We start from the raw sequence: 22935 nt of genomic DNA, 5'->3' as shown, positions 1-22935 counted from the left end.
TCGCCTATCGTCTTGCAGATGTACTGCCCGGGACTCCAATGCCCTGAGATGGAGTCCCGGAATCAGTGACTGAATATTAGGCAGGAACTGTCTGAGATGTGGACTGCGTGATAATCTGGTCGATATCGGTTGAGTCGAGTACCTCTTTCTCCAAGAGTGCTTCCGCCAAACCCTTCAAGCTGGCCATGTGCTCTGTGAGCAACCGCTTCGCCCGCTCATAGTTTTCCGTCACAAGCCGTTTGACTTCCTGGTCGATCTCCAATGCGATCTGGTCGCTGAAATCACGCCGGCTCCCGAACTCTCTCCCGAGAAACACTTCTTCTTCTTTCTTGCCGAATGTCAGAGGGCCCAACTTTTCACTCATGCCCCACTCACAGACCATCTTCCGCGCAAGATCTGTCGCCCGCTCAAGATCGTTCCCCGCTCCGGTCGTAATGTGCTTCAACACCAGCTCTTCCGCCACACGCCCACCCATGAGAATGGCGAGGTTGTTATACAAGAACTCCTTCGAGTAGTTGTGCCGATCATCGGTGGGGAGCTGCATCGTCACACCCAGAGCACGGCCCCGTGGAATGATCGTGACTTTATGCACCGGATCGGTTCCAGGAATCAGCTTGGCGATCAACGCATGCCCGGCTTCATGATAGGCCGTCGTCCGCTTCTCCTCATCGCTCAAGATCAGGCTCTTCCGTTCAGCCCCCATCAGCACTTTGTCTTTGGCCATCTCGAAGTCGACGACTTCCACTTCTTTTTTATTCTGTCTTGCGGCCCAGAGTGCCGCTTCATTCACCAAATTCTCCAGGTCGGCCCCTGAGAATCCAGGTGTGCCACGTGCAATCTTTTCCAGCTCCACGTTCGTGGCAATCGGAACCTTTTTTGTGTGCACCTTGAGAATTTCAGTGCGGCCACGCAAATCAGGCCGATTGACGACAACTTGCCGATCAAAGCGGCCCGGCCTGAGCAAGGCAGGGTCGAGAACATCCGGCCGATTGGTCGCCGCGACCAAAATAACACCTTCTGTCGTATCGAATCCGTCCATCTCGACGAGCAATTGATTCAGCGTCTGTTCACGCTCGTCATGCCCTCCGCCCAACCCCGCTCCACGCAGCCGGCCAACGGCATCGATTTCATCGATGAAGATGATACAGGGCGCATGTTTTTTCCCCTGCTCGAAGAGATCGCGAACACGGGATGCGCCAACGCCGACGAACATTTCCACGAAGTCCGATCCGCTAATGCTGAAGAACGGCACACTGGCTTCGCCGGCAATCGCCTTGGCTAACAATGTCTTTCCAGTGCCGGGAGGGCCAACGATCAAGACACCCTTGGGAATGCGGCCGCCAAGCTTTTGAAACCGGCGCGGGTCCTTCAGAAACTCGATGATCTCAAGCACTTCTTCCTTGGCTTCATCGACGCCTGCAACATCGGAGAACATCACCTTCTTCCGCTCTTCGGTCAGCAGACGAGCGCGGCTCTTCCCAAATGAAAGCGCTTTGTTGCCCCCCATCTGCATTTGCCGCATCAAGAAAAACCACAAGCCCAGGAACAGGACAAACGGCCCCCAAGTTACCAAGAACGTAATATACCAAGGGCTTTCATCAGGTGGCTTCGCCTCGATTTGTACGCCCCGCTCCCGCAACACCTTTACCAACTCAGGATATTCCACCGAGTAGGTGCGAATACGGGTCTTGTCTTTCAGCACGGCACTGATATGGCTCGATTTAATGATGACTCGCTCGATCTCACCCTTATCGAGCTTGGCCATAAACTCACTAAAAATGACATCTTCTTCAGGCGCATGAGTTGGCACGCTGAACAGGTTGAATAGCAAAATCATGAAGAGGCCGACGACGACCCAAAATAGTAGATTCTTTGCCCTGGAATTCATCCAGATCTCCTTGTGGATGGCACGCTTAATTGGTGAGAAAAACCACGCACTTTGATGATGCTACCACATGCCCATTCATACTGACAACCGTACGACAATACGCTTACTCTTGATCCTCCTCCACATCCAACACGGCCAGATAGGGAAGGTTTCGATACTTCTGTTGGTAATCAAGCCCATACCCAATCACATACTTATTGGGAATATTGAACCCCACGTAATCGATGGCGACGTCGATGGTCCGCCGGTCGGGCTTACTCAACAACGTACAAACTTTGATCGAGCGGGGTTTCTTCTTCGCCAAGGTCTTGACCAGATATTGAACGGTCAGTCCGGAGTCGACGATATCCTCAACCAACAAGACATCTTTGCCCTTGATATCCTCGGTCAGTTCGGTGACCATTTTCACTTTACCGGATGTTTTTGCCCGGGACCCGTAACTGGTCACCATCAAAAAATCCACCCGCATCGGGATCCTGATTGCGCGAGCCAGATCGGCATAAAACGCATAGGCCCCCTTCAACACGCCGACCAAGACGAGATCCTTCCCGGTATAATCGGTCGTGACCTGCTTGCCCAATTCACGAATCCTCGCACGCATTTCTTCCTGCGTCACGATCGGTCGACCGAAAATCCGTTCCATGCTCCCTCTACTCCTTCTCTAAGTCCCTATGGCTCACCGATACCATCAGACAGTTGGTTGTCCCTCGACGGACCACGAAACGTTCATCCTGCCGCATCCCCACGACCCACAGAATCCCTTCGGGCGCGACCAACAATGGAATCTCCTCCCGCCGGCAACGCGCGATCTTCCGATCGGTAAAGAAATCTTGGAGTTTCTGACTCTTCCCCTTCATCCCTCGAGGAGAGAATCGATCGCCGACTTGCCAGGACCGAACCAGAAGCGGCTCCGAGCATCGGTCGGCATCGAACAAGGCTCGTTGTACTGACAAACCCACGTCTCCCGGCTCCGCATCATGGCGAGCCATACGTTGTACATGAATTTGCTGATTCGTTCTAGCCCAATAGACCGTTGACGGCACTGAAAGACGGAGGCTCTCACCCTTTCTCTGGCCCGCACCAACCGCCCCCTTGTCCTCCCCTCCTACGGGACGAAATTGCACCGACCCCTGATCCAGAATCACGAGGGCCTGCGTCAACGACAGCCGAACTCCGGTCTTTCCCTTGAGCAAAACATACCGAACCGACTCCACCACCTGAAGGCTACTCGCGCGCCCCTCTTCGTCATAGGTCCGTAAGATTGTCCGAACGAGCCTCCGCTGAAGAGCAACCGGCAACTCCATGAAGGCCTGGAGATTGACTCGTTGCACGCCTCCGAAATCAGGACTCACGAGCGCCTGCACCAAATCCCTCGTCACCTGTTCCAAGTACCGTTCGTCTTCACGCACAACATCTGCCTGTCGCTGCAGCACACGGACGGCAGCCGGAGCCAACCGAGTGATCACCGGAAGGAGGTCTTTCCTAATCCGGTTACGATAATAGAGCGGCTTCTCATTGCTCGAGTCGCGGCGGTAGGTCAGTCCTTCATGCCCCAAATAGGTCAACACCTCCTCACGAGTGGAGGCCAAGAGCGGGCGAATGATTCCGTCCTCACGCGTATACGGGATCCCGGCTAACCCGGCCATCCCTGCCCCGCGCAACATCCGCATGAGCACCGTTTCAGCCTGGTCATTGGCGGTATGACCAACCGCAATGCGGACAGCCCCGACCTCATAAGCCAATTGCCGCATGAAGTCATACCGTGCGTCACGGGCCCTGGCCTGAAGCGATGAGCGCTGGCGTCGTTTGACCAGCGTGGGTCGATGGATGACAAGAGACAGCTGCCGTTCCTGACAAAAATCCCTGACAAACGATTCATCGCCGTCGGACTCCGCTCCACGCAAGCCGTAGTTACAATGGATTGCCGTGAGCGTGAGTCTCCAGGACTGGGCCAGGCGATGCAGCAGAGACAACAGCGCGATCGAATCGGGCCCGCCCGATACCGCCACCAAGAGGTGCTGGCCGGGAACGAATAGCTGGTGCTGACGCACCGTTCGCACGAGATGAGTCAATAAAGCCAGACGTACAGCAGGTCTGCTGGACGTCCGCGTGATCGCCGCCTCAACAGCCATGGTCACTGAACTCCCTGTGGGATTCGCTGCAAGCTCCTGCGCGCCTGCGCCACATCACGGACGATCTGCTGCGACAGCTCATCGGCAGAGGCAAAGGTATGATCGCCGCGCACGCGCGCCACAAACTGCACGGTGATCTCCTGGCCATAGAGATCGCAGCGCTGATCCAATAAATTGACTTCAATCAGGCGCTCCCCTGCACCGAAAGTCGGCCTGGTCCCGATATAGGCGATCGCATCAGACGTCTGAGCCCCGTGGACCGTTCTCGCGGCATAGACGCCATCAGGCGGCACGACGCGATCGACCGGGATCTGTAGATTCGCCGTGGGCCAGCCCATCGCTTCCCCCTGCTGCATCCCATGCACTACCGTACCGCGAATCCCGTAGAAACGCCCGAGGAGCGTGGCAGCCTGCTCCACGTTCCCTGCCTGAATGAGCTGACGAATCCTGGTCGAACTCACCACGCCTCCCTCAAGCATCACGGGAGTCACAGGATGCACGCGGAAACTATACAGCCCACCGAGACGTATGAGATCTTCGATATGTCCTGCCCGACCCTTCCCAAAGGCAAAATGATTCCCGACAAACAGTTCGGAGAGGGTGAGAGATCGATGCAGGATGCCTTCTGCAAATTCATCAGGACTCATCGCTGCGAATGTGGGGCTAAACTCCAGAAACACCACTTCATCGATTCCTGCGGCCTCGAAATGCGCCAACTTTTCCTCGGGGCTGGTCAGAAAGCGAAGGTCGATATGGGGTGCGAGAATTTTGACCGGATGCGGATCGAAGGTCAGGACGAGCGCAGTCCCCTGCGCCTTCCTGGCCGTCTCGACGACCGTCTGCAGCAGCGCGCGATGGCCTAGGTGGTGGCCGTCGAAATTACCGATCGTGGCGACTGGATACGCACGTGGAGGACATTTACCGGACAGCCCACGCGTGACTTTGAGCATGGTCGTCAGTGAAGGAGACGCGCCGCGTCTTTAGCAAAGTAGGTCAAAATGAGATCTGCGCCAGCCCGCTTGATCGAGAGCAACGATTCCATCATGGCGCGCGATTCATCGAGCCAACCGGCTTGGGCGGCCGCTTTAATCATGCTGTACTCACCACTCACTTGATAGGCCGCCACCGGCAACAACATCTGCGCCCTGGCCGCGGCAATAATATCGAGATACGGCAATGCCGGTTTCACCATGATGATGTCGGCCCCCTCCTCGACATCAAGGGCAATTTCGCGAAGCGCTTCCCGTCGGTTGGCCGGATCCATTTGATAGGATTGCCGATCGCCAAATTGCGGGCTTGAACCGGCCGCATCCCGAAACGGCGCATAAAAGCAGGACGCGAATTTTGCGGCATAGGCCATGATCGGCAGCTCAGGAAATCCTGCCTGATCCAATTCCGTCCGAATCGCCGCCACTCGCCCATCCATCATATCGGATGGAGCCACCATATCGGCCCCGGCTTGCGCATGGGTTCTGGCCATGGTACGGAGACAATCCAGCGTTTCATCGTTGAGGATGCGCCCGTCCTTGACGATCCCGCAATGCCCATGATCGGTGTATTCGTCGATGCAGACGTCGGTGATGACCATCACGCCAGGCACCTGGTCCTTCACCGCTTTGACCGCCCGCTGCACGATGCCGTTCGGATCGAACCCTGAACTTCCCCGCGCATCTTTCCGATCCGGAATCCCGAACAGAATGATCGCGGGAATGCCCAAGGCCACAACCTCGCGGGCCTCTTTCACCAAGAGATCGACCGAGAGCCTGAACTGGCCCGGCATCGAGGCGATCGCCTCCCGCCGATCTCGTCCTTCGACGACGAACAGCGGATAGATGAAGTCGGAAGGGGCCAGGTTCGTCTCCCGTACCATACGGCGAAAGGCCTCCTGCTGCCGCAACCGTCTGAGCCTCTGAATGGGAAAAGCCATCGAATTACTTTCTTGGAAGATTCGTTAAAAACACGACGAGGTCGCGAACGGAAATCATACCGACCAACCCGCCATCCCGCGTCACGCCAAGATGGCGAATATGCGTTTGAGCCATCAGATCGTTGGCATCGAGCAACGTCTTGTTCTCCTCGATCGTCAAAATCGGGGCCGACATAATCTGCTCAACCGTCGTCTTATGAGTATCCGCTCCAGCCGCCACCACCCGCCGAACCATATCGGTATCGGTCAAAATGCCGACAATCTCCTTCCCGTTCGTCACGAACAGGCTGCCAATCCCACGATCCCGCATGATACGTGCCGCTGTCTGGGCATCGGTATCCCGCTCAACCGTAATAAACTTCTCTCTCGGAACCATGAACGACTTGACTGCAACCATGAGAATCCCCCCTCTTACTAAACAAATCAGTTCCGTACCCCGTCGTCTACCGCGACCTATCCATGTGCAGAAACGGCCACTCGCACCCCTTCACTGAAATGCCGGACAATGGCCTCGGTCAATGCCGGCACTGTATTTTCAATCGGCATGATCGTCACCGTCAACCCATATTCTTCCGCCGTACGTGCCGTAATCGGTCCGATGCAGGCAATCGCCACCTGAGCCACGAGTTTCGTGACCGCCTCTTGCCCCCCAAAAAGCTCCACAAAGTTGCGCACAGTGGACGAACTCGTAAAGGTGAGCGCCGCCACCCGGCCATCGCAAAGTTGCTGCGTCAAAGACGCGACATCTACCGTCGGAGCGATCGTCCGGTAGACCGGAATCACATCGACAACCGCCCCCAACTCACTCAACTGTTCCGGCAAAATCTCACGAGCGACTTCGGCACGTGGAATCAGCAGACGGCTCCCACGGATGCCCACCTGAGCCAACGCGGCAATGACCCCTTCTGCTTGAAACTCGGCTGGAACGATATCCGCCCTCAATCCATGGATGCTCAATTCCTGTGCAGTGCGCGGTCCAATCGCGCAAATACGAAGCGGCGCCAAGGCGCGCGCATCTTTACCTGCGGCATGGAGACGATCCATGAAGGGCCTCACCCCATTCACGCTGGTAAAGATCAGCCATTGATAGGTATTAAGACGATTGATCGCATCATCGATCGCCTGCCAACTGACCGGAGGGACGATTTGAATCGTCGGCACCTCCACTGGCTCCGCTCCGTAAGCCGCAAGTAACTGAGAAAACTCGTGCGCCTGCTCCTGAGCCCTGGTCAGCACAATGCGTTTCCCAAAGAGCGGCTTGGTCTCAAACCAATTCAGCTGCCCTCGTAGTCGCACCACCTCGCCCACGACGATCACCGTCGGCGGTTCGAGGTGCACGGCTTCGGTTCTCGCCACAATATTGTCCAAAGTCCCCACGATGGTCTGTTGATCCGCCTTGGTCCCCCAATGAATCGCCGCTACCGGCGTCTCAGACGACCGACCTTCTGCCACTAAGTGGCCAACAATCGAGGGGAGATTCTTCATCCCCATCATGAATACGAGCGTGCCAGATGCGCCCGCCAACTTAGGCCATTCCAACAGGGTCTCCGGTTTGGTGGGATCTTCATGACCGGTCACAAACGTAACCGTGGAGGCCAGGGTGCGATGGGTCACCGGAATACCCGCATAGGCAGGCACCGCAATCGCCGCTGTCACTCCAGGGACCACCTCAAAATCGATCCCTGCAGCGGCCACCGCTTCCGCTTCTTCTCCGCCACGCCCGAATACAAAGGGGTCTCCACCCTTGAGCCGGACCACCACATGTCCCTCTTGAGCCCGTTCAATCAGCAGCCGATTGATATCGGCTTGGTCTCGATACTGACCACGCCCCCGTCGCCCAACATAGATGCGCTGCGCCGTGGCCGGAACATACTGCAGCAAGGCCGGATTGGCGAGAAAATCGTAGAGCACGACATCGGCCTGCTCCAGGCATGCCTTCCCTTTCAGTGTCAGGAGGCCAGGATCGCCTGGTCCCGCTCCAACCAAATAGACCTTTCCTGACCTTCTCGTTGTCGTCATGCCGTCCCGTAGATCCCTTGGAGAATTCTCTCGCCCCCGCGCGCAAGCAATCGTTCTGCGAGTTGAACACCGATCGACTCAGGATCCTCGATCGTGCCTTCAACAGAATCGCGAATGAGTTCCTTGCCGTCCACACTGGCCACGACGCCTTCCAATCTCACCTTTGTACCGGTCAATGTTGCATGGGCGGCGATTGGGACCTGACAGCCTCCTTGAAGCCGATGGAGCAACGCACGCTCAGCAAGAACGGCGATCTTACTCGGCGCATGGTCCAAGCCGCTCAAGAGGGAACGAATGAAGGCATCGTCCCTCCGGCCCTCAATTCCGAGCGCGCCCTGGCCAATGGCAGGCAAACTAATCTGAGGCGCCAGATACTCCGTGATTTCATGCGCCCACGCCAATCGTCGAAGTCCGGCTGCGGCGAGCACGATGGCATCGAACTGTCCCTCACGTAACTTCTTGAGACGGGTATCCAGATTCCCTCGCAACATCGCAATCGTGAGATCCGGTCTCGCATGCAAGAGTTGCGATTGACGGCGAAGGCTGCTGGTTCCAATCCTGGCACCAAGCGGAAGGTCCAGGAACGACTTTCCGTCACGACTGATCAAGGCATCCCGCGGATCCTCACGAGGCGGCACACAGAGAATCTCCAGCCCATCGGGCAGTTCCGTGGGGACATCTTTCATGCTATGCACCGCCAGATCAATCTCGCCGCTCAACAACGCTTCCTCGATCTCCTTGACAAAGAGCCCCTTCCCACCGATTTGAGCCAACGGAACGTCGAGAATCCTGTCCCCTGATGTCTGGATCCGTCGCAACGTGACCGTCACATGGGGAGCCAACGCATGTAACTGTGCCTGCACCCACTCGCTCTGATGCACCGCCAACTTGCTACCGCGCGTTCCCAGCACGACGCTCAATCGTTCATGGCTGACTTTCGACATGGCTCCCTTTCACCGACTCGTATCATGATATGGAGTAGGAAACGTCGCGGCCCGTTCGCGGCCCGGGAGTTTCTCTACACTGTCGTGGTCCGCCCGTGACGTCTCGCTGGACAAAGTCCCGCTGACGAAACTTCTATAGGAGGACGAGACGAGTAAAAAGCTGATCAACCCAAGAATCGACAAGAGGTAGACAAGCACATCCCACCGGAACCCTTCCCGCTCGCGATAGTCGAAACCGCAGGCCGGGCAATCGGGTAGAGGGTCATGTCCCAGGTACGTCTTTCGACATTTGGGACAGGTAAAGAGTTTTGGCCCTGTGCGGGTCTTCCCCATACAATTGCTGCATTCATCGATCCGGTGTCTTCGCGCCAGCTTTTGGAGTCGTCTCTTCACGACTCTGGATATTGCTCTCTACTGCACTCCCGTTGACGGCCGAACCAGCGGCATCCCCAAGGCTAAAGAATCGCCTCGCCGCCTCGACGAACGCAGCCCCGTCCGAAGAATTCACCTCGGCCTTGAGCGTCACCATCGTGTTATGAATGAGCTTGTTCACGATTGAGGACGCCATCGCCTCGACCAATTCACGCTCGGGCTCGGAGAGATTCGCCAATCGCCCCAAAGTCTTCTCGACCTCCACCCGTTTGATATCATCGGCTTTCGTACGGAGAGCCATGATGGTGGGGGTCACTTCGAGCGACTGGAGCCACTGCCGAACGATCCCGACTTCATCCACCACCATCTGCTCGGCCTTCTCGGCCTCCAGCAAACGTCCTCCGCGGTTCTGTTCAACCCGCGCTTTCAAATCATCGATGTCGAAAAGAAACGCATTATCCACATGACGCACCGCCGGATCGATATTGCGCGGGACCGAGATGTCGATCAGAAACATCGGGCGATTCATCCGTTGTTTGACCGATCGCTGCACGTCGTCCTCGCTCACGAGATAATGAGCGGCACCGGTCGATACCAGCACAATATCGGCAGACGCCATGTCCTCCCGAAACTGTTCAAAGGGAACCGCGGTGCCGCCGAATCGATCGGCCAATTCCATTCCATGTTGCGGATTCCTCGTCGTGACCCGCACATGACGGATCCCGCTGGCAATAAAATGTCTGGCCGCCAACTTGGCCATCTCCCCCGCCCCCACCAACAACACCGTCTTTTCGCTGAGATCCGAAAAGATCTTCTTGGCCAACTCGACCGCGGCATAACTGACCGACACCGCCATCTCGGCAATTTTCGTTTCCGTCCGCACACGCTTGGCGACGGAGATCGCCTTCTTCACGACTTTGTTCAGAATGATGCCGGTCGACTTGTGTGTAAGTGCTACCTCGAACGCATCTTTAATCTGCCCTAGAATCTGCGACTCGCCGACAATCATGGAGTCGAGACTAGAGGCGACACGAAATAAATGGCTGATCGCCCGATCCCCCTGGTGCCAGTAGAGATGGGGTGTCAGTTGCTCTGAAGACAGCGACAGGTGGGCATCAGCCAAAAATTCCTGAATACGACCATACCCGGCTTCAATTTCATCGACGACGGCATAGACCTCGACACGATTACAGGTCGACAGCAATATGCCTTCCCGTACCCCTTGATACGAACAGAGACGGGTCAGGGCTTCACTCATCCGGCTCTCAGGAATCGCGAGCTTCTCGCGAATTTCAACCGGGGCGGTCTTATGACTCAGACCGACAACAACAATATGCATTTCAAGACACCGGTCCGTGGCCCTTGAGGACCACGCCAATGAGGGTCAGTATCACTCCGGCAAATCCAATAATCGTCAAATAGGCAGCTCGTTTGGCTCGCCAGCCCACCGTGAGTCGTCCGAGCAACACGGCGAAGTAGAATACCCATGTCACCAACGCCCATGTTTGCTCGGGATTCCAGCTCAGGTACGACCCTCGAGAGAACTCGGCGGACAACGCCCCAGTGATGATGCCGAGCGTCAGCAGCGGAAATCCCATCACGATCGATTGCTGATTGAGATGGTCGAGAAAATCCAGCGCAGGCAGTTTTGAGTAGAGGACATTGAAGCGTTTAGACTTGAGAAGCCTGTCCTGAATCAGATACATGAGACCAGCTACAAAGGCGACCGCAAACCCCACGGTCCCGAGCATACTCAGCGTGACATGGACCCACAGCGTACGAAACACAGGACTCAACGTCGGAGCGGTTTCTGGCAAGGCCGCGGCAGAGACGAGCGACACGAGGGCCAGTGGAACGATGAACGAACCAAGCACATGCAGACGATGACGAAACTCTACAGCAAGAAAGACGAGAATCAGCATCCAGGAAAAAAACGACAGGGCTTCATGGAACCCGGGCGGCGAGACGTCTGCCGTTCCGACCATTCTCGCAACCAACGCAATGGTATGAGCAGCAAACCCGATCGCTGTCATGCCCAACGAGGCTTTGGACAGGGCCTCTGAAGGCCACAGCAGGTAGGCAAGAAAGGAAACGGTGGCCGCAAAATACAGGGCCATCGTCACCATGAAAAACATGGCGGCCATAGAGTGCTATCCCCTCAACTTTTCAGGACAAAAAGACACGCATGAAACGAGGAATTATATCGATGGCGCGAGACGGGAGTCAACCAAACGATCGCAAGATACAAGGCCGGACCACCGCCCCTCATTTCCCCGGCACCCTCTACATCGTCGGCACGCCAATTGGTCACCCTGACGACATTACGCTTCGGGCTCTTGCGACGTTGCGCCGCGTCTCGATTATTGCGTCAGAAGATCCACGCAAGACCCAGGCACTCCTGACCCATCACGGCATCACCGCCACGATCACGAGCTACGGCCCGCTCAATCGCCACGAAAAAATACAGCTCCTTCTGCATCGACTCACGCAGGGGCATGATGTGGCCTTCGTCTCAGACAATGGCACCCCGGTGATCTACGACCCAGGCAGTCTGTTTGTGGCGGCGGCCCATCGAGCAGGAATCATGGTTAAAACGATCCCGGGCCCCTCTGTCATGACGGCAGCTACGGCCATCTCTGGGTTTTCTGGCGATGCGATCATTTTTGAGGGGCACCTGCCGTCATCCAGCCTGCGTCTCACAGCATTCCTCGCCAAACTTCGCGAGGAGCGCAGAACGCTCGCCTTCTATGTAACCTCAAGATCCCTCAGAAGACTGCTACAAACTCTGGCGCAAATCTTCCCCAATAGACAGGTTGCCATTGCGATAGATCTGACGACGCCCAAGGAGACTCTTATGCGCGGAAGGTCTGAGAAGCTGCTCGATCAGATCAGACAGGTATCGAAAGACTCAGCAGTGACGGTCGTGATTGAAGGGCACAGGGCAGGATCAAAATCGAAAAAGATGAGCGGAACAATACCCCGCACTACTCATCTTCGCGGCGGCGGATGAGCACTCGAAATGATCCCTCGACGCGGTCCTGCGAGAGGACACTATGCCCCTCATTACTCACGCTGCGCGGGACATTCTGAATCGGATCTCCATCATCCAACAATACCGAAAGGATCTGTCCCTGCTCCATCGTTTCCAACTTCAACTTCGTCTTGACGAAGTTATAGGGGCAAATCACTCCTCGTAAATCCAACTCGGCATACGGTTGATCCGTCACAATCGTGCCTTTCTCTTCATCTCCAGCCACAGGTCTCTCCTTCGCATCAGTCCAAGCCATTCTTCTTGCACAGGCAGGACGCAAATCCTAGCAAGGAGTCGGCAACCCCGCAAGCACTACACTTCATGGCAGGCAAAGCAGACAAAAAAAGAAGGGGCAGCGAAACGCTGCCCCTTCCCACAGAGTCACAGAATGTATTGCGACTTAGTTCAGACCCTTGACCAAGTTTGGCTTGGAATAGTCCGTCCCATAGTCAGATCTGTTACCGCTTGCATTGCCCCATCCTGGCTGCGGTTCACATTGCCAGCAGGGAGCGGCACCGGTATATTCACCAACCGGGCTGGTGATACCGGAATCGATCTTCCCTGGCAACACTGCGCCACCAATACCACCGGTGGTGGAAGCGCTGGTCGTGTTAATCCCACGCTCAGTCCCGGGATTCGGGCGCTGCCCGAGTCCGCCGAAACCGGCGAGGCGCTCATTGCCACGCATGACGGTGATCTCTCGGACGATCTTACGTCCAGTGCCGAATGGCTGCGCCGCACTCGTTTCCTCGAACGCCTGAATGGTCACATCGTCGCCAGTCTCAAGAATACGAATCTGGTCGAAGTTGGTTTTGTCATCAAAGTACACCGTGCGGTAGTTCATGGCGCCACCACCTGCACGACCCTCATCATGAGAGCTTCCACCGCCCTCAAGATGCATCTTCTTCGCCGGAAGATCAAGGCCGATTACTCGGCCATAGATCGTCTCGGCCTGTGACAAACGATCGAGGAAGCTGCTCCGATCGAACGTGGTCACACGGGTGCTCGACCCCGACACATCGCCGACTCCTTCGCCCACGCCCAACCCTGATTGGTTAGATTGCAAGCGCTCCTGAGCGATTGACACACCCACGGAACCGACAAAAAGAATTGCCGTTCCTAGTGCCAACACTTTACGCATGTGCTGCCTCCTTGGTGAGATTAGAGAATGAAGTGAAATGACGGACAAACAAGATGGGACCAACATGATCAGGTTTATGCTGTTTCATTACGACTACGGGGCGGACTATAGGCCACCAATTCGGACATGTCAAGAGGCATAATCGTGAGTAATTTAGCATTGATTGAAGCACTACAGAAGGATTGCCCCGCAATAAAAACACTCAGAAATCCTGCTCTACTGCAACTATATGGTGCCCAGAGGGAGGGTTGAACTCCCACTCTCTTACGAGAACCGGATTTTGAGTCCGGCGCGTCTGCCAGTTCCGCCATCCGGGCATAGACCATATTCACAAAAGAAACGCCGCACATTCTTAACACGAAGCCATGTGCGGGTCAATCAATCTCCCCTCTTTTCTTACACATGAACGCAGTGCTACACTGACGCCTCTACCCACTCATACATTATGTGCAGGAGGATCCTTAGATTATGTCAGACGTTCAGTGCGTCACGTGCGGACAGGCAGGAGAAGCCATCACAGACACCCTCTTCATGGGAAAGCTCGAAACCGAGATCAAAGCCAAGGTCTGCAAACCCTGCTGGAAAAAATGGGAAGGCATGCGGGTCATGGTCATTAACGAGTATCAGGTCAACCTGGGCGAAGAAAGCGGCAGAGAACTCGTCAAAAAGCAGATGAAAGCGTTCCTGAAGCTCGGCGAACAAATTGACACCGCAAAGATCGATCAAAACTTTCGCCCGCAAGCCTAAGCCTCACAGCCACTCAACGGGCTCCGGCACCTCCTCTTTGTCCGTGCTGGCGAATTTCACCTGATTTTCTCCAGCGATCTCGCAGGCTTCGTTGACAGGCCTGTTTCGGAAATGCTAAGTTGCTCCCTTCTTGATCCATCCATGTGGATGATCAGCATCTCCTCACGACCTTAAAAATGCAGGGAAGAGGAACGGGTTTGTCGTGATTACACAGATGCATATTAAGGGGTTGATGTTCGATCCCTATAATAACGCCTATATCGTGGTGCTACGCGATGAAGAACATTCCGACATGCTCCCCATTTGGGTCGGGAAATCAGAAGCGGGGGCGATCAGCATGGCGATGGAAAATGTCACGCCTCCCCGGCCGATGACGCACGACTTCATGAAGTCGTTTCTCGATGCATATAATGCGAAAGTCATTAGTGTGGTCATTACGGATCTGTCTGAGCATACCTACTTTGCCAAGATTCACTTGATGTACGAAGACTCAGAATATACCGTCGATGCCAGACCCAGCGATGCGATTGCACTCGCCCTTCGGTCTAATGCGCCGGTATTTGCCAATGACAGCGTCATTACGAAACAAAGCTCCGAGGAACTTGAACAGTGGCTGGAAAATCTTAAGCCGGAAGATTTTGGCAAACTGGACTCCTGATCCAAGGACACCCGATATATGAGCACCGTCAATTCACCCAAAGAGCAAAGCCTGATTGAATATCGGGTAGACCGCATTCTCGAGGAGGCCAACACTGATACCCGAATCGTCGTGCTGGCAAGACAGGACGGCTCCCTCGATACATTCCCGATCTGGGTCGGGGCCGCGGAAGGCAATGCCATTAAGTTAGCGCTCGATGCCATGATCACGCCACGCCCCATGAGCCATGATTTGATCAAGAGTTTCGCGGAACACTTGAGCGTCACGATTCAGCGTGTCGTCATTGCCGACGTGAAAAGCAGCACCTATTATGCGACCGTCTATGTCGCCAACAAAGGCGTGGAGCGGACGATCGACGCCAGACCCAGCGATGCGATTTCCCTGGCGTTGCGAGCTCATTGCCCGATCTACATCACCCAGGACGTATTGACCAGGCGGAGCACCACCAATCTCGATGCCTGGCTCGCAAAACTCGAATCGAAGAATATCGGCACACCGGAAGTACAGGAAACCTGATTCACTCGTTAGCGAAGGAGCACGAAAACACAATGTTGACCTACCAACAAAAGCCTTTAGACGTACAGGAGAAGTGGTATCTCGTGGATGCAGAAGGGAAAACACTGGGCCGCCTGGCAGCTCGCGTGGCAGGAATGTTACGCGGCAAACACCGGCCGACCTTTACCCCCAATGTCGACATGGGCGACCATATCGTGATCGTGAACGCTGAGAAGATCCACCTGACCGGCGACAAGATGACCACGAAGCTCTATCGTCACCATACCGGGTTCCCGGGCGGACTCAAGACCGAATCGGCGCAGCATGTCTTCCGAAAAGACCCCACGATCCTCTTGACCAAAGCGATCGAAGGCATGTTGCCGAAGACCCCATTGGGAAACGGCATGGCCAAGAAACTCCGCGTCTATGTCGGACCAGTTCATCCGCACCAGGCCCAAGGACCGGAACCGATTATCCTGTAATCAATCATCACCGAGAGTGAAGAAGGAGACGTTGTAGCATGGCAGCAGTAACTCAATATGCAACCGGACGACGCAAATGCGCAGTCGCCAGAGCCTGGGTCACCGGGACGGCAGGCGACATTACGATCAACGATCAACCGATTGAGAAGGCATTCCCACGCCTGACCTTGCGGCAGATCATCCAGTTCCCGCTCGAAATCGGCGGGGTCGTCGGGCAGTACTCGATTAAAGCCACGGTACATGGCGGCGGAGAAGTCGGACAAGCCGGCGCCCTCCGTCATGCAATCGCACGTGCGTTGGTCGTGCTGAATCTCCCCCTCCGTACGCCACTGAAGAAGGAAGGCTTGCTGACACGCGACTCGCGCGTCAAAGAGCGGAAGAAGTACGGACAGAAGGGCGCGAGAAAGAAGTTCCAGTACTCGAAGCGATAAACATCGGAGCCACAGTCAGAAAAAGGGAAGGCTCCATGCCTTCCCTTTTTTTGTGTCTGTAGGGTCCGCCATAGGTGAGCACGATGAAAAAGATACGCGTCGCAATTGCAGGAGCCAGTGGATATGCCGGAGCGGAGCTCGTCCGCCTGGCAGCCCTCCACCCGTATTTCGAGCTGCACGCCGTCACATCGGAAAAATCCGCGGGAACCCCCGTGGCCTCAGTCTTCCCCAGTCTGGCAGGGCTCGTATCTCTTTCATTTCAAGCGCTCTCACCCGAAGCCTTAGCAGATCAGGTCGACGCGGTCTTCTTAGCGCTTCCTCATACCAAGTCATTGGAGCCAGTCTCCGCCTGTCTTCAAACAGGCAAACTGGTGGTCGACCTCAGCGCCGACTATCGCCTGAAAGATTCCGCTGTCTATGAGCAATGGTATCGCACGCCGCATACCTATGCGGGCCTCCTGAAGGATGCGGTCTACGGACTTCCGGAATTACACCGTGCCGCCATCGCCAAAGCCAAGTTGGTGGCCTCGCCAGGCTGTTATCCGACTGCCGCTATTCTACAGTTGGCCCCACTCTTCGCCCACGACCTCGTGCAACCGAACACCGTGGTCATCGATGCGAAATCTGGCATTTCAGGCGCAGGGCGAAGCCCGGCTCTCCCCTATCATTTTCCGGAAGCCCATGAATCTCTAGAGCCCTACAAAATCGGGCAGCATCGGCACATCCCAGAGATCGAACAGGAACTCGGTGGATTACTTCAACGGGCCTCATCGCCGACGGGAGCAGGGGCCACACGGCCGATCGTGACATTCACTCCCCACCTTGTCCCAATGAATCGCGGTATTTTGAGCACCGCCTACTGCAAACTGAAGAGCCCGATGGCACTGGACAACCTCCGCATGCTGTATCGAGACTTTTATAAGGGGGAGCGATTCGTCAGAGTCCAGGAAGACATCATGCCGAATCCTCGCTACATCAAAGGTTCAAACTATTGCGACATCGGCGTCTATCTCGACCCCCGTTCCGGTTCAGTCATTACGGTGGCCGCGCTGGATAATCTGGTGAAGGGTGCCGCAGGGCAAGCCATTCAGGCGATGAATCTCATGTCCGGCTTCCCGGAGGAAACAGGATTGACGGCTCCAGCGGCCTATCCCTAACGCATACAAACCAAGACGGCCCTTTCACCATGACAACCAAGAAGACATCAACCACATCTCCACGACGCGGAATCACCGCGCCACAAGGATTCCGCGCTGCCGGCATCCATTGCGGGATCAAGAAGCCTGGCCTACTCGATCTCGCGCTGGTCGCCTCAGAACAGAGCGGCCCCATTGCCGGTGTCTTCACGCTGAATCAGGTGGTTGCAGCACCGGTCGTCGTCGATCGCCTACATTTACGCAAAGGAGTCGGGCGAGCCATTCTCGTCAATAGTGGTAACGCCAACGCCTGTACGGGCGCTAAAGGGTTGGCTGCCGCAAAAAAAACCGCGGCCCTGGTCGCACGACACGTAGGAGTCCCCTCGCACCAGATCTTCATCGGATCGACCGGCGTGATCGGCCGTGTCTTGCCGCTGACTCAAATCATGAAGGGAATCCCGAACGTATTCAGCCAGCTCAGCAATCGTGGAGGCCCAGACGCCGCACGAGCAATTATGACGACTGATCTGCGCCCTAAATCGATTGCCCTTCAAGACACCATCGGCGGTCGCTTGATTACCATCGGCGGGATGGCCAAGGGCTCTGGCATGATCCATCCCAATATGGCCACGATGCTGGGCTATTTCACCACGGATGCCTCGATCACGAGGAGCGCCCTCCAACGAGCCCTCACGCTGGCGGCCAACGAGTCATTTAATTGCATCTCGGTCGATGGAGACACGAGCACCAACGATACCGTCCTTTGCTTGGCGAACGGCATGGCGGAGAACCGCACTATCAAGGAAGGCACTCCCGCCTTTCGTCGGTTTCTGCAACTCCTGACAGAAGCCTGTCAGGCTCTGGCGCTGGCGATCTGCCGCGACGGCGAGGGAGTCACCAAAGTCGTGAAGATTGAGGTAACCGGCGCAGCCACCGTGGCACAAGCCAGGCAGGTTGCCCAAACCATTGCCACCTCAAACTTGGTAAAAACGGCTCTCTTCGGAGAGGATGCCAATTGGGGACGTGTCATGGCCGCAATCGGCCGGGCCGGAGTTCCAATTATCCCCTCAAAACTGAATGTGTGGTTTGACGAGGTCCAGATGGTCCGGAGCGGAATGGGCCTCGGACTCGTTGCCGAACGCCGTATTGCCAAGGTTTTCCGTCAGAAAGAATTTACGATTTCTGTGGGATTAGGCAACGGTCGTCACCGATCCCATATGTGGACGACCGACCTGTCGTTCGATTATGTCCGTATTAACGCAAGCTATCGATCCTAGGGCATAATTCCACCCTGTCGTCTTGCAAACGCAATGTCATTATGCTAGCGTGCCAAGGCTTTAGTAGTCAGGAGACTGTCTCCTTCTCGCATAATTTCGTGCGTTGAGGAACCAGATCAAATTCATATCGGCGTCATGGACGTCGCTCGACTTGAGAATAAGGGGGCCAGTCCCCCTCATCTGCGTCAGCGGGTGCTCTGCAAGTCTTGAGGGGAGGTGAAGGCATGGGAGTGGTTTCGATCAAGGAATTGCTAGAAGCGGGTGTCCATTTCGGACACCAGACGAATCGGTGGAACCCAAAGATGAAGAAGTTCCTCTTTGGCGAACGTAACGGCATCTACATCATCGACCTTCAGCAAACATTGGCTCGTATGGAGCAGGCCTATGCCTTCGTCCGCGACACCGTCGCCGCCGGCCAGTCGGTCTTGTTTGTCGGGACCAAGCGACAGGCTGCCGAGATCCTTCAAGAAGAAGCCCTGCGCGCCAACATGTTCTTCGTCAACCAGCGTTGGCTCGGCGGAATGCTCACGAACTTCCAGACCATCCGGAAGAGCATCGATAAGATGAAAAAGCTGGAGACCAAGCTCGCGGATCCCAGCCAATACGGCTTGAAGAAAAAAGAAATCATGAAGATGCAGAAAGAGATCGTCAAGCTCCAGAAGTATCTGAGCGGCATCAAAGACATGCGCGGCGTCCCCGGAGCCGTCTTCGTGCTCGACACCCGCATCGAACACCTTGCCGTGCAGGAAGCCAAGCGGCTTGAGATTCCGATGATCGCGATCCTGGACTCGAACTGCGATCCGGACCACATCACCTACCCGATCCCTGGAAACGACGACGCCATTCGCTCCATTAAACTCATCACGTCCCTTATTGCCAACGCCTGTATCGAAGGCGCCAATATACGGGCACAGCGCGAAGAGGCGGACTTTAAACCAGCGCCTGTGGCTGGCGGTAAACCAGCAGCCATGAGCCTCGCAAGCACGCCGGCCTCATAACGTCCGGCATAGCATAGGTCAACTACGGCACTCACTGTTTACTGAAAAGGACCGTCACGTATGGCTGGATCAAGTCAGCTTGTCAAAGAACTGAGAGAAAAAACCGGCGCCGGTTTCCTCGACTGCCAGAAAGCACTCACCGAGAATGGCGACGATATCGAGAAAGCCGTGGATTACCTACGGCAAAAGGGCTTGGCCGCGGCACTCAAAAAGTCCGGCCGTGAGACCAACCAAGGCCTCATCCACTCGTATATCCACATGGGTGGAAAAATCGGCGTGCTGATCGAAGTCAATTGCGAAACCGACTTCGTGGCCAGGAACGAAGAGTTTAAATCCTTCGTCAACGACTTGGCCCTCCAGGTTGCAGCTGGAAAGCCCTCTTACGTCAAACGGGAAGATATTCCCGCCGAGCTGATCGCAAAAGAGCGATCGATCTATGAGGGACAGGCCAAAGAAATGGGCAAGCCTCCGGCGGCTTGGCCGAAGATCGTCGAAGGCAAGCTGGAGAAGTTCTTCCAAGAGAGCTGTCTCATCGAACAAACCTTCGTAAAAGACACCGCCGTTACGATCAAAGATCTTCTGGCCTTGAAGATCTCAAAGATCGGCGAGAACATGAACATCCGCCGCTTCACCCGGTATCAATTAGGCGAAGCATGAGCTCTGCCAACTATCGGCGCATCCTCCTCAAAGTCAGCGGAGAGATGTTGGCCGGTGAGCAGGGCTATGGCATCCAACCTTCCATCCTTGAAGGTCTTGCCACGGAAATTGCCTCCGTCGTGGCCCTCGACATCGAAGTCGCAGTGGTCATCGGCGGCGGCAATATCTTCCGCGGTATTGCCGCCAGCGCATCCGGCATGGAACGGGCCTCCGCCGACTATATGGGGATGCTCGCGACCGTCCTCAATGCCTTGGCTCTGCAAAATGCACTCGAGCGCATCGGCATCATGACGCGTGTCCAATCGGCAATCGAAATGCGTCAACTGGCAGAGGGCTATATCCGCCGCCGGGCCATTCGCCACCTTGAGAAAAAACGTGTTGTGATCTTTGCCGGTGGCACGGGTAATCCCTACTTCTCCACCGATACCGCCGCCGCACTCAGAGCGATGGAAATCGGGGCGCAGGTCATCATGAAGGGGACCAAAGTCGACGGCATTTACGATGCCGATCCCGTGAAGAATCCCACGGCCACAAAGTATCAGACCATTTCCTTTCTCGCGATCTTGAATCAGAATTTGAAAGTCATGGACGCGACGGCCATCAGCCTCTGCATGGACAACAATCTTCCGCTGATCGTGTTCAACCTGAAGGAACAAGGCAACTTCAAACGCGTCGCCACTGGCGAAGCGATCGGAACAGTTGTCACGCCCGATCGCCGCTAATATTCCAGGGAGTCTCGCATGTCGAATCCTGCCGCTATCCACCAAAAAGTCATGGAAAAGATGGAGTCCGCACTGGAATATCTGAAGCGCGACTTGGCTGGACTGCGGACAGGAAGAGCCTCTGTGGCCCTCTTCGACGGTGTCCGTGTCGACTACTACGGCACCATGACCCCGCTGAAGCAGGTGGCCAATATTTCGACACCCGAAGCGCGCCTCATCACGATCCAACCGTGGGAACCGAACCTGATCAAGGAAATCGAAAAAGCCCTGGCCGGATCGAACCTCGGCGTGACCCCGTCAAACGACGGAAAAATTATTCGCATTCCCCTTCCTCCGCTCACCGAAGAACGCCGTAAGGAACTCGGCAAGGTCTGCAAAAAGCACGGCGAAGATACCAAAGTCGTGGTGCGAGGGTTTCGTCGAGATGGCAACGAAGAGTTGAAGAAACTGCAAAAGGATGCCAAGTTGACAGAAGACGATTTACGGAAAGCCGAGGCAGACACCCAGAAGCTGACCGACCAATACATTCAAAAGGTCGACGACGTGGTGAAGAAAAAAGAACAAGAAATCATGGAAGTGTGACTGCGGCCTCGACCTTGCTACCCACCTACGCCACCGTCGATCTCTCGGCACTCGCCCACAATCTCTCGTGTATCCAAGGCTATCTCTCTCCCGGCTGCGAGGTCATGGCCATCGTCAAGGCCAACGCCTATGGGCATGGAGCCGTTGAGATCGCTCACGCCCTTGCACGCAAAGGTATCGGACGATTTGCCGTCGCCTCGCTTGAGGAGGGGATCACACTCCGTCAAGCCGGCCTCTCGACTCCCATCGTCGTGCTGGGAGCACTCTTCGACCAGCAACTGGCAGACCTGGTCGCGCACCGGCTGACCCCGGTCATCAGCAATGGATCTATCCTACCTGCCTTGGCACAAGCAGCCAACTCACAGCCATCCCCCTATCCGATTCACCTCAAGATCGAAACCGGCATGGGGCGGTTGGGTTTTTCGCCGGAAGAATTGCGCCCGCTCCTCGATAACCCTCTCTTGCGGGGTGCACTTCACGTCGAGGGCTTGATGACACATCTTGCCGACGCAGACGGAACGGATACCGCCTTTACGGAGCGACAGATTGGCATATTTCAGGCCATCCTGGAACAGGTCCGGCGGCGTGGACTTGCCCTCCCGCTGGTACATACGGCCAACAGTGCCGCCATCGTCAGGTTTCCCGAATCTCATTACTCACTCGTGCGCCCCGGCATCATGCTCTATGGGTACCACACCCTGCCAGTCTCCACGCCCGCGCCAAACCTACAACCGGTCCTTTCACTGCATTCCACCATCGCCCACATACGGACCATTCCACGGGGAGGAACAGTCAGTTACAACAGGACATTTATCGCGAATAGACCAACGCGGATCGCAGTACTGCCCATCGGCTATGCCGACGGTTATAGTCGGCAACTCTCCAATCGCGGATCGGTGTTGATTCAAGGTCGTCGCGCCCCGATCGTCGGCCTGGTCTGTATGGACATGATCATGGTGGATGTCACAGACATCCCAACGGTAGAAGTTGGCGAGACCGTCACATTGATCGGGAAGCAAGGTGGGGCAGCTATCTGGGCAGATGAAGTCGCTGATTGGATCAGCACGATCCCCTACGAAGTCCTCTGCGGGATCGGTTCTCGCGTCCCTCGCCTCTACGAATCGGCCTGAGGTCTGGCCGCCCTCTCCCAACTCGCCGCAGATTCAACTCCCCAGTGCATAACATTCAGCCGCGTCTGACCAGAGCCTGAAAGACCTCGTTGGGCGTTTTAAATCCGAGTGATTTTCTAGGTCTACGGTTGAGCAGGCGTTCGACCCTCGCCACCGTCGCCGGGTG

General features: G+C 55.8%; 26 protein-coding genes and 1 tRNA gene. 13 read left to right on the top strand and 14 right to left on the bottom strand.

What is annotated here, in order from left to right:
* Positions 1–76: 76 nt before the first annotated feature.
* From ftsH to ccsA, 11 genes are all read right to left on the bottom strand, one after another.
* On the bottom strand, positions 77–1888 hold the full coding sequence (gene ftsH / locus Q7U76_08060) for an ATP-dependent zinc metalloprotease FtsH (protein ID MDO8356326.1): 1812 nt from the start codon (positions 1886–1888) through the stop codon (positions 77–79).
* A 103-nt stretch (positions 1889–1991) separates the two neighbouring features.
* Positions 1992–2531, bottom strand: a complete 540-nt coding sequence (hpt, locus tag Q7U76_08055) for a hypoxanthine phosphoribosyltransferase (protein ID MDO8356325.1) — start codon at positions 2529–2531, stop codon at positions 1992–1994.
* 7 nt (positions 2532–2538) lie between these two features.
* A complete protein-coding gene (tilS, locus tag Q7U76_08050) occupies positions 2539–4020 on the bottom strand; it encodes a tRNA lysidine(34) synthetase TilS (GenBank protein MDO8356324.1) in 1482 nt (493 codons plus the stop codon).
* Between the two features lie 2 nt (positions 4021–4022).
* Positions 4023–4970 (bottom strand): bifunctional riboflavin kinase/FAD synthetase, encoded by a 948-nt coding sequence (locus tag Q7U76_08045; GenBank protein MDO8356323.1) that lies wholly within the window; start codon positions 4968–4970, stop codon positions 4023–4025.
* A 5-nt stretch (positions 4971–4975) separates the two neighbouring features.
* A complete protein-coding gene (hemB, locus tag Q7U76_08040) occupies positions 4976–5947 on the bottom strand; it encodes a porphobilinogen synthase (GenBank protein ID MDO8356322.1) in 972 nt (323 codons plus the stop codon).
* 4 nt (positions 5948–5951) lie between these two features.
* The gene (locus tag Q7U76_08035) at positions 5952–6344 is read right to left on the bottom strand and encodes a CBS domain-containing protein (GenBank protein MDO8356321.1); all 393 of its coding nucleotides are present in this window, start codon (positions 6342–6344) and stop codon (positions 5952–5954) included.
* Positions 6345–6400: 56 nt separating this feature from the next.
* Entirely contained in the window at positions 6401–7966 is a 1566-nt protein-coding gene (gene cobA, locus Q7U76_08030; protein MDO8356320.1) for a uroporphyrinogen-III C-methyltransferase, read from the bottom strand.
* Complete coding sequence (gene hemC, locus Q7U76_08025) at positions 7963–8910, bottom strand: hydroxymethylbilane synthase (GenBank protein ID MDO8356319.1); 948 nt, start codon at positions 8908–8910, stop codon at positions 7963–7965. The genes cobA and hemC overlap by 4 nt, the downstream gene beginning before the upstream one ends.
* A gap of 9 nt (positions 8911–8919) precedes the next feature.
* A complete protein-coding gene (locus Q7U76_08020) occupies positions 8920–9243 on the bottom strand; it encodes a hypothetical protein (protein MDO8356318.1) in 324 nt (107 codons plus the stop codon).
* Positions 9244–9256: 13 nt separating this feature from the next.
* Positions 9257–10621, bottom strand: coding sequence for a glutamyl-tRNA reductase (gene hemA / locus Q7U76_08015; protein ID MDO8356317.1), 1365 nt, complete (start codon positions 10619–10621; stop codon positions 9257–9259).
* A 1-nt stretch (position 10622) separates the two neighbouring features.
* Complete coding sequence (gene ccsA / locus Q7U76_08010; GenBank protein MDO8356316.1) at positions 10623–11426, bottom strand: cytochrome c biogenesis protein CcsA; 804 nt, start codon at positions 11424–11426, stop codon at positions 10623–10625.
* A gap of 41 nt (positions 11427–11467) precedes the next feature.
* Between ccsA and Q7U76_08005 the strand changes: the two genes are divergently transcribed.
* Entirely contained in the window at positions 11468–12292 is an 825-nt protein-coding gene (locus Q7U76_08005; GenBank protein ID MDO8356315.1) for an SAM-dependent methyltransferase, read from the top strand.
* Here the strand turns inward: Q7U76_08005 and Q7U76_08000 are convergent.
* The 3 genes from Q7U76_08000 to Q7U76_07990 all read right to left on the bottom strand — a co-directional run bounded on the left by Q7U76_08000 (position 12267) and on the right by Q7U76_07990 (position 13771).
* A complete protein-coding gene (locus tag Q7U76_08000) occupies positions 12267–12539 on the bottom strand; it encodes a sulfurtransferase TusA family protein (GenBank protein ID MDO8356314.1) in 273 nt (90 codons plus the stop codon). The genes Q7U76_08005 and Q7U76_08000 overlap by 26 nt on opposite strands.
* A gap of 174 nt (positions 12540–12713) precedes the next feature.
* The gene (locus tag Q7U76_07995) at positions 12714–13454 is read right to left on the bottom strand and encodes a hypothetical protein (GenBank protein ID MDO8356313.1); all 741 of its coding nucleotides are present in this window, start codon (positions 13452–13454) and stop codon (positions 12714–12716) included.
* A gap of 230 nt (positions 13455–13684) precedes the next feature.
* A tRNA-Leu gene (locus Q7U76_07990) sits at positions 13685–13771 on the bottom strand.
* A gap of 151 nt (positions 13772–13922) precedes the next feature.
* On the opposite strand from Q7U76_07990, the gene Q7U76_07985 reads away from it, so the two are divergent.
* The 12 genes from Q7U76_07985 (at position 13923) to alr (ending at position 22769) form a co-directional block, all read left to right on the top strand.
* Positions 13923–14201, top strand: coding sequence for a Fe(2+)-trafficking protein (locus Q7U76_07985; protein MDO8356312.1), 279 nt, complete (start codon positions 13923–13925; stop codon positions 14199–14201).
* A 202-nt stretch (positions 14202–14403) separates the two neighbouring features.
* Complete coding sequence (locus Q7U76_07980; protein MDO8356311.1) at positions 14404–14859, top strand: bifunctional nuclease family protein; 456 nt, start codon at positions 14404–14406, stop codon at positions 14857–14859.
* Between the two features lie 18 nt (positions 14860–14877).
* A complete protein-coding gene (locus Q7U76_07975; GenBank protein MDO8356310.1) occupies positions 14878–15375 on the top strand; it encodes a bifunctional nuclease family protein in 498 nt (165 codons plus the stop codon).
* A 32-nt stretch (positions 15376–15407) separates the two neighbouring features.
* Positions 15408–15836, top strand: a complete 429-nt coding sequence (rplM, locus tag Q7U76_07970) for a 50S ribosomal protein L13 (protein MDO8356309.1) — start codon at positions 15408–15410, stop codon at positions 15834–15836.
* Between the two features lie 38 nt (positions 15837–15874).
* Positions 15875–16267 (top strand): 30S ribosomal protein S9, encoded by a 393-nt coding sequence (rpsI, locus tag Q7U76_07965; GenBank protein ID MDO8356308.1) that lies wholly within the window; start codon positions 15875–15877, stop codon positions 16265–16267.
* An 83-nt stretch (positions 16268–16350) separates the two neighbouring features.
* Complete coding sequence (argC, locus tag Q7U76_07960; GenBank protein ID MDO8356307.1) at positions 16351–17424, top strand: N-acetyl-gamma-glutamyl-phosphate reductase; 1074 nt, start codon at positions 16351–16353, stop codon at positions 17422–17424.
* Between the two features lie 29 nt (positions 17425–17453).
* On the top strand, positions 17454–18680 hold the full coding sequence (argJ, locus tag Q7U76_07955; protein MDO8356306.1) for a bifunctional glutamate N-acetyltransferase/amino-acid acetyltransferase ArgJ: 1227 nt from the start codon (positions 17454–17456) through the stop codon (positions 18678–18680).
* Between the two features lie 224 nt (positions 18681–18904).
* Positions 18905–19678, top strand: a complete 774-nt coding sequence (gene rpsB / locus Q7U76_07950) for a 30S ribosomal protein S2 (protein MDO8356305.1) — start codon at positions 18905–18907, stop codon at positions 19676–19678.
* A gap of 60 nt (positions 19679–19738) precedes the next feature.
* The gene (tsf, locus tag Q7U76_07945; protein MDO8356304.1) at positions 19739–20335 is read left to right on the top strand and encodes a translation elongation factor Ts; all 597 of its coding nucleotides are present in this window, start codon (positions 19739–19741) and stop codon (positions 20333–20335) included.
* Positions 20332–21057, top strand: a complete 726-nt coding sequence (pyrH, locus tag Q7U76_07940) for a UMP kinase (protein ID MDO8356303.1) — start codon at positions 20332–20334, stop codon at positions 21055–21057. The genes tsf and pyrH overlap by 4 nt, the downstream gene beginning before the upstream one ends.
* An 18-nt stretch (positions 21058–21075) precedes the next feature.
* Positions 21076–21639: a ribosome recycling factor gene (gene frr, locus Q7U76_07935; GenBank protein MDO8356302.1), complete on the top strand. Its 564-nt coding sequence runs from the start codon at positions 21076–21078 to the stop codon at positions 21637–21639.
* Entirely contained in the window at positions 21636–22769 is a 1134-nt protein-coding gene (gene alr / locus Q7U76_07930) for an alanine racemase (protein ID MDO8356301.1), read from the top strand. Before frr ends, alr begins: the two co-directional genes overlap by 4 nt.
* Positions 22770–22935: the final 166 nt, after the last annotated feature.

The organism is Nitrospirota bacterium (assembly GCA_030645475.1).
Classification (GTDB): Bacteria; Nitrospirota; Nitrospiria; order Nitrospirales; family Nitrospiraceae; genus Palsa-1315.
Note: the sequence above shows the minus strand (reverse complement) of the source record. Positions and strands in the feature narration are given on the sequence as shown.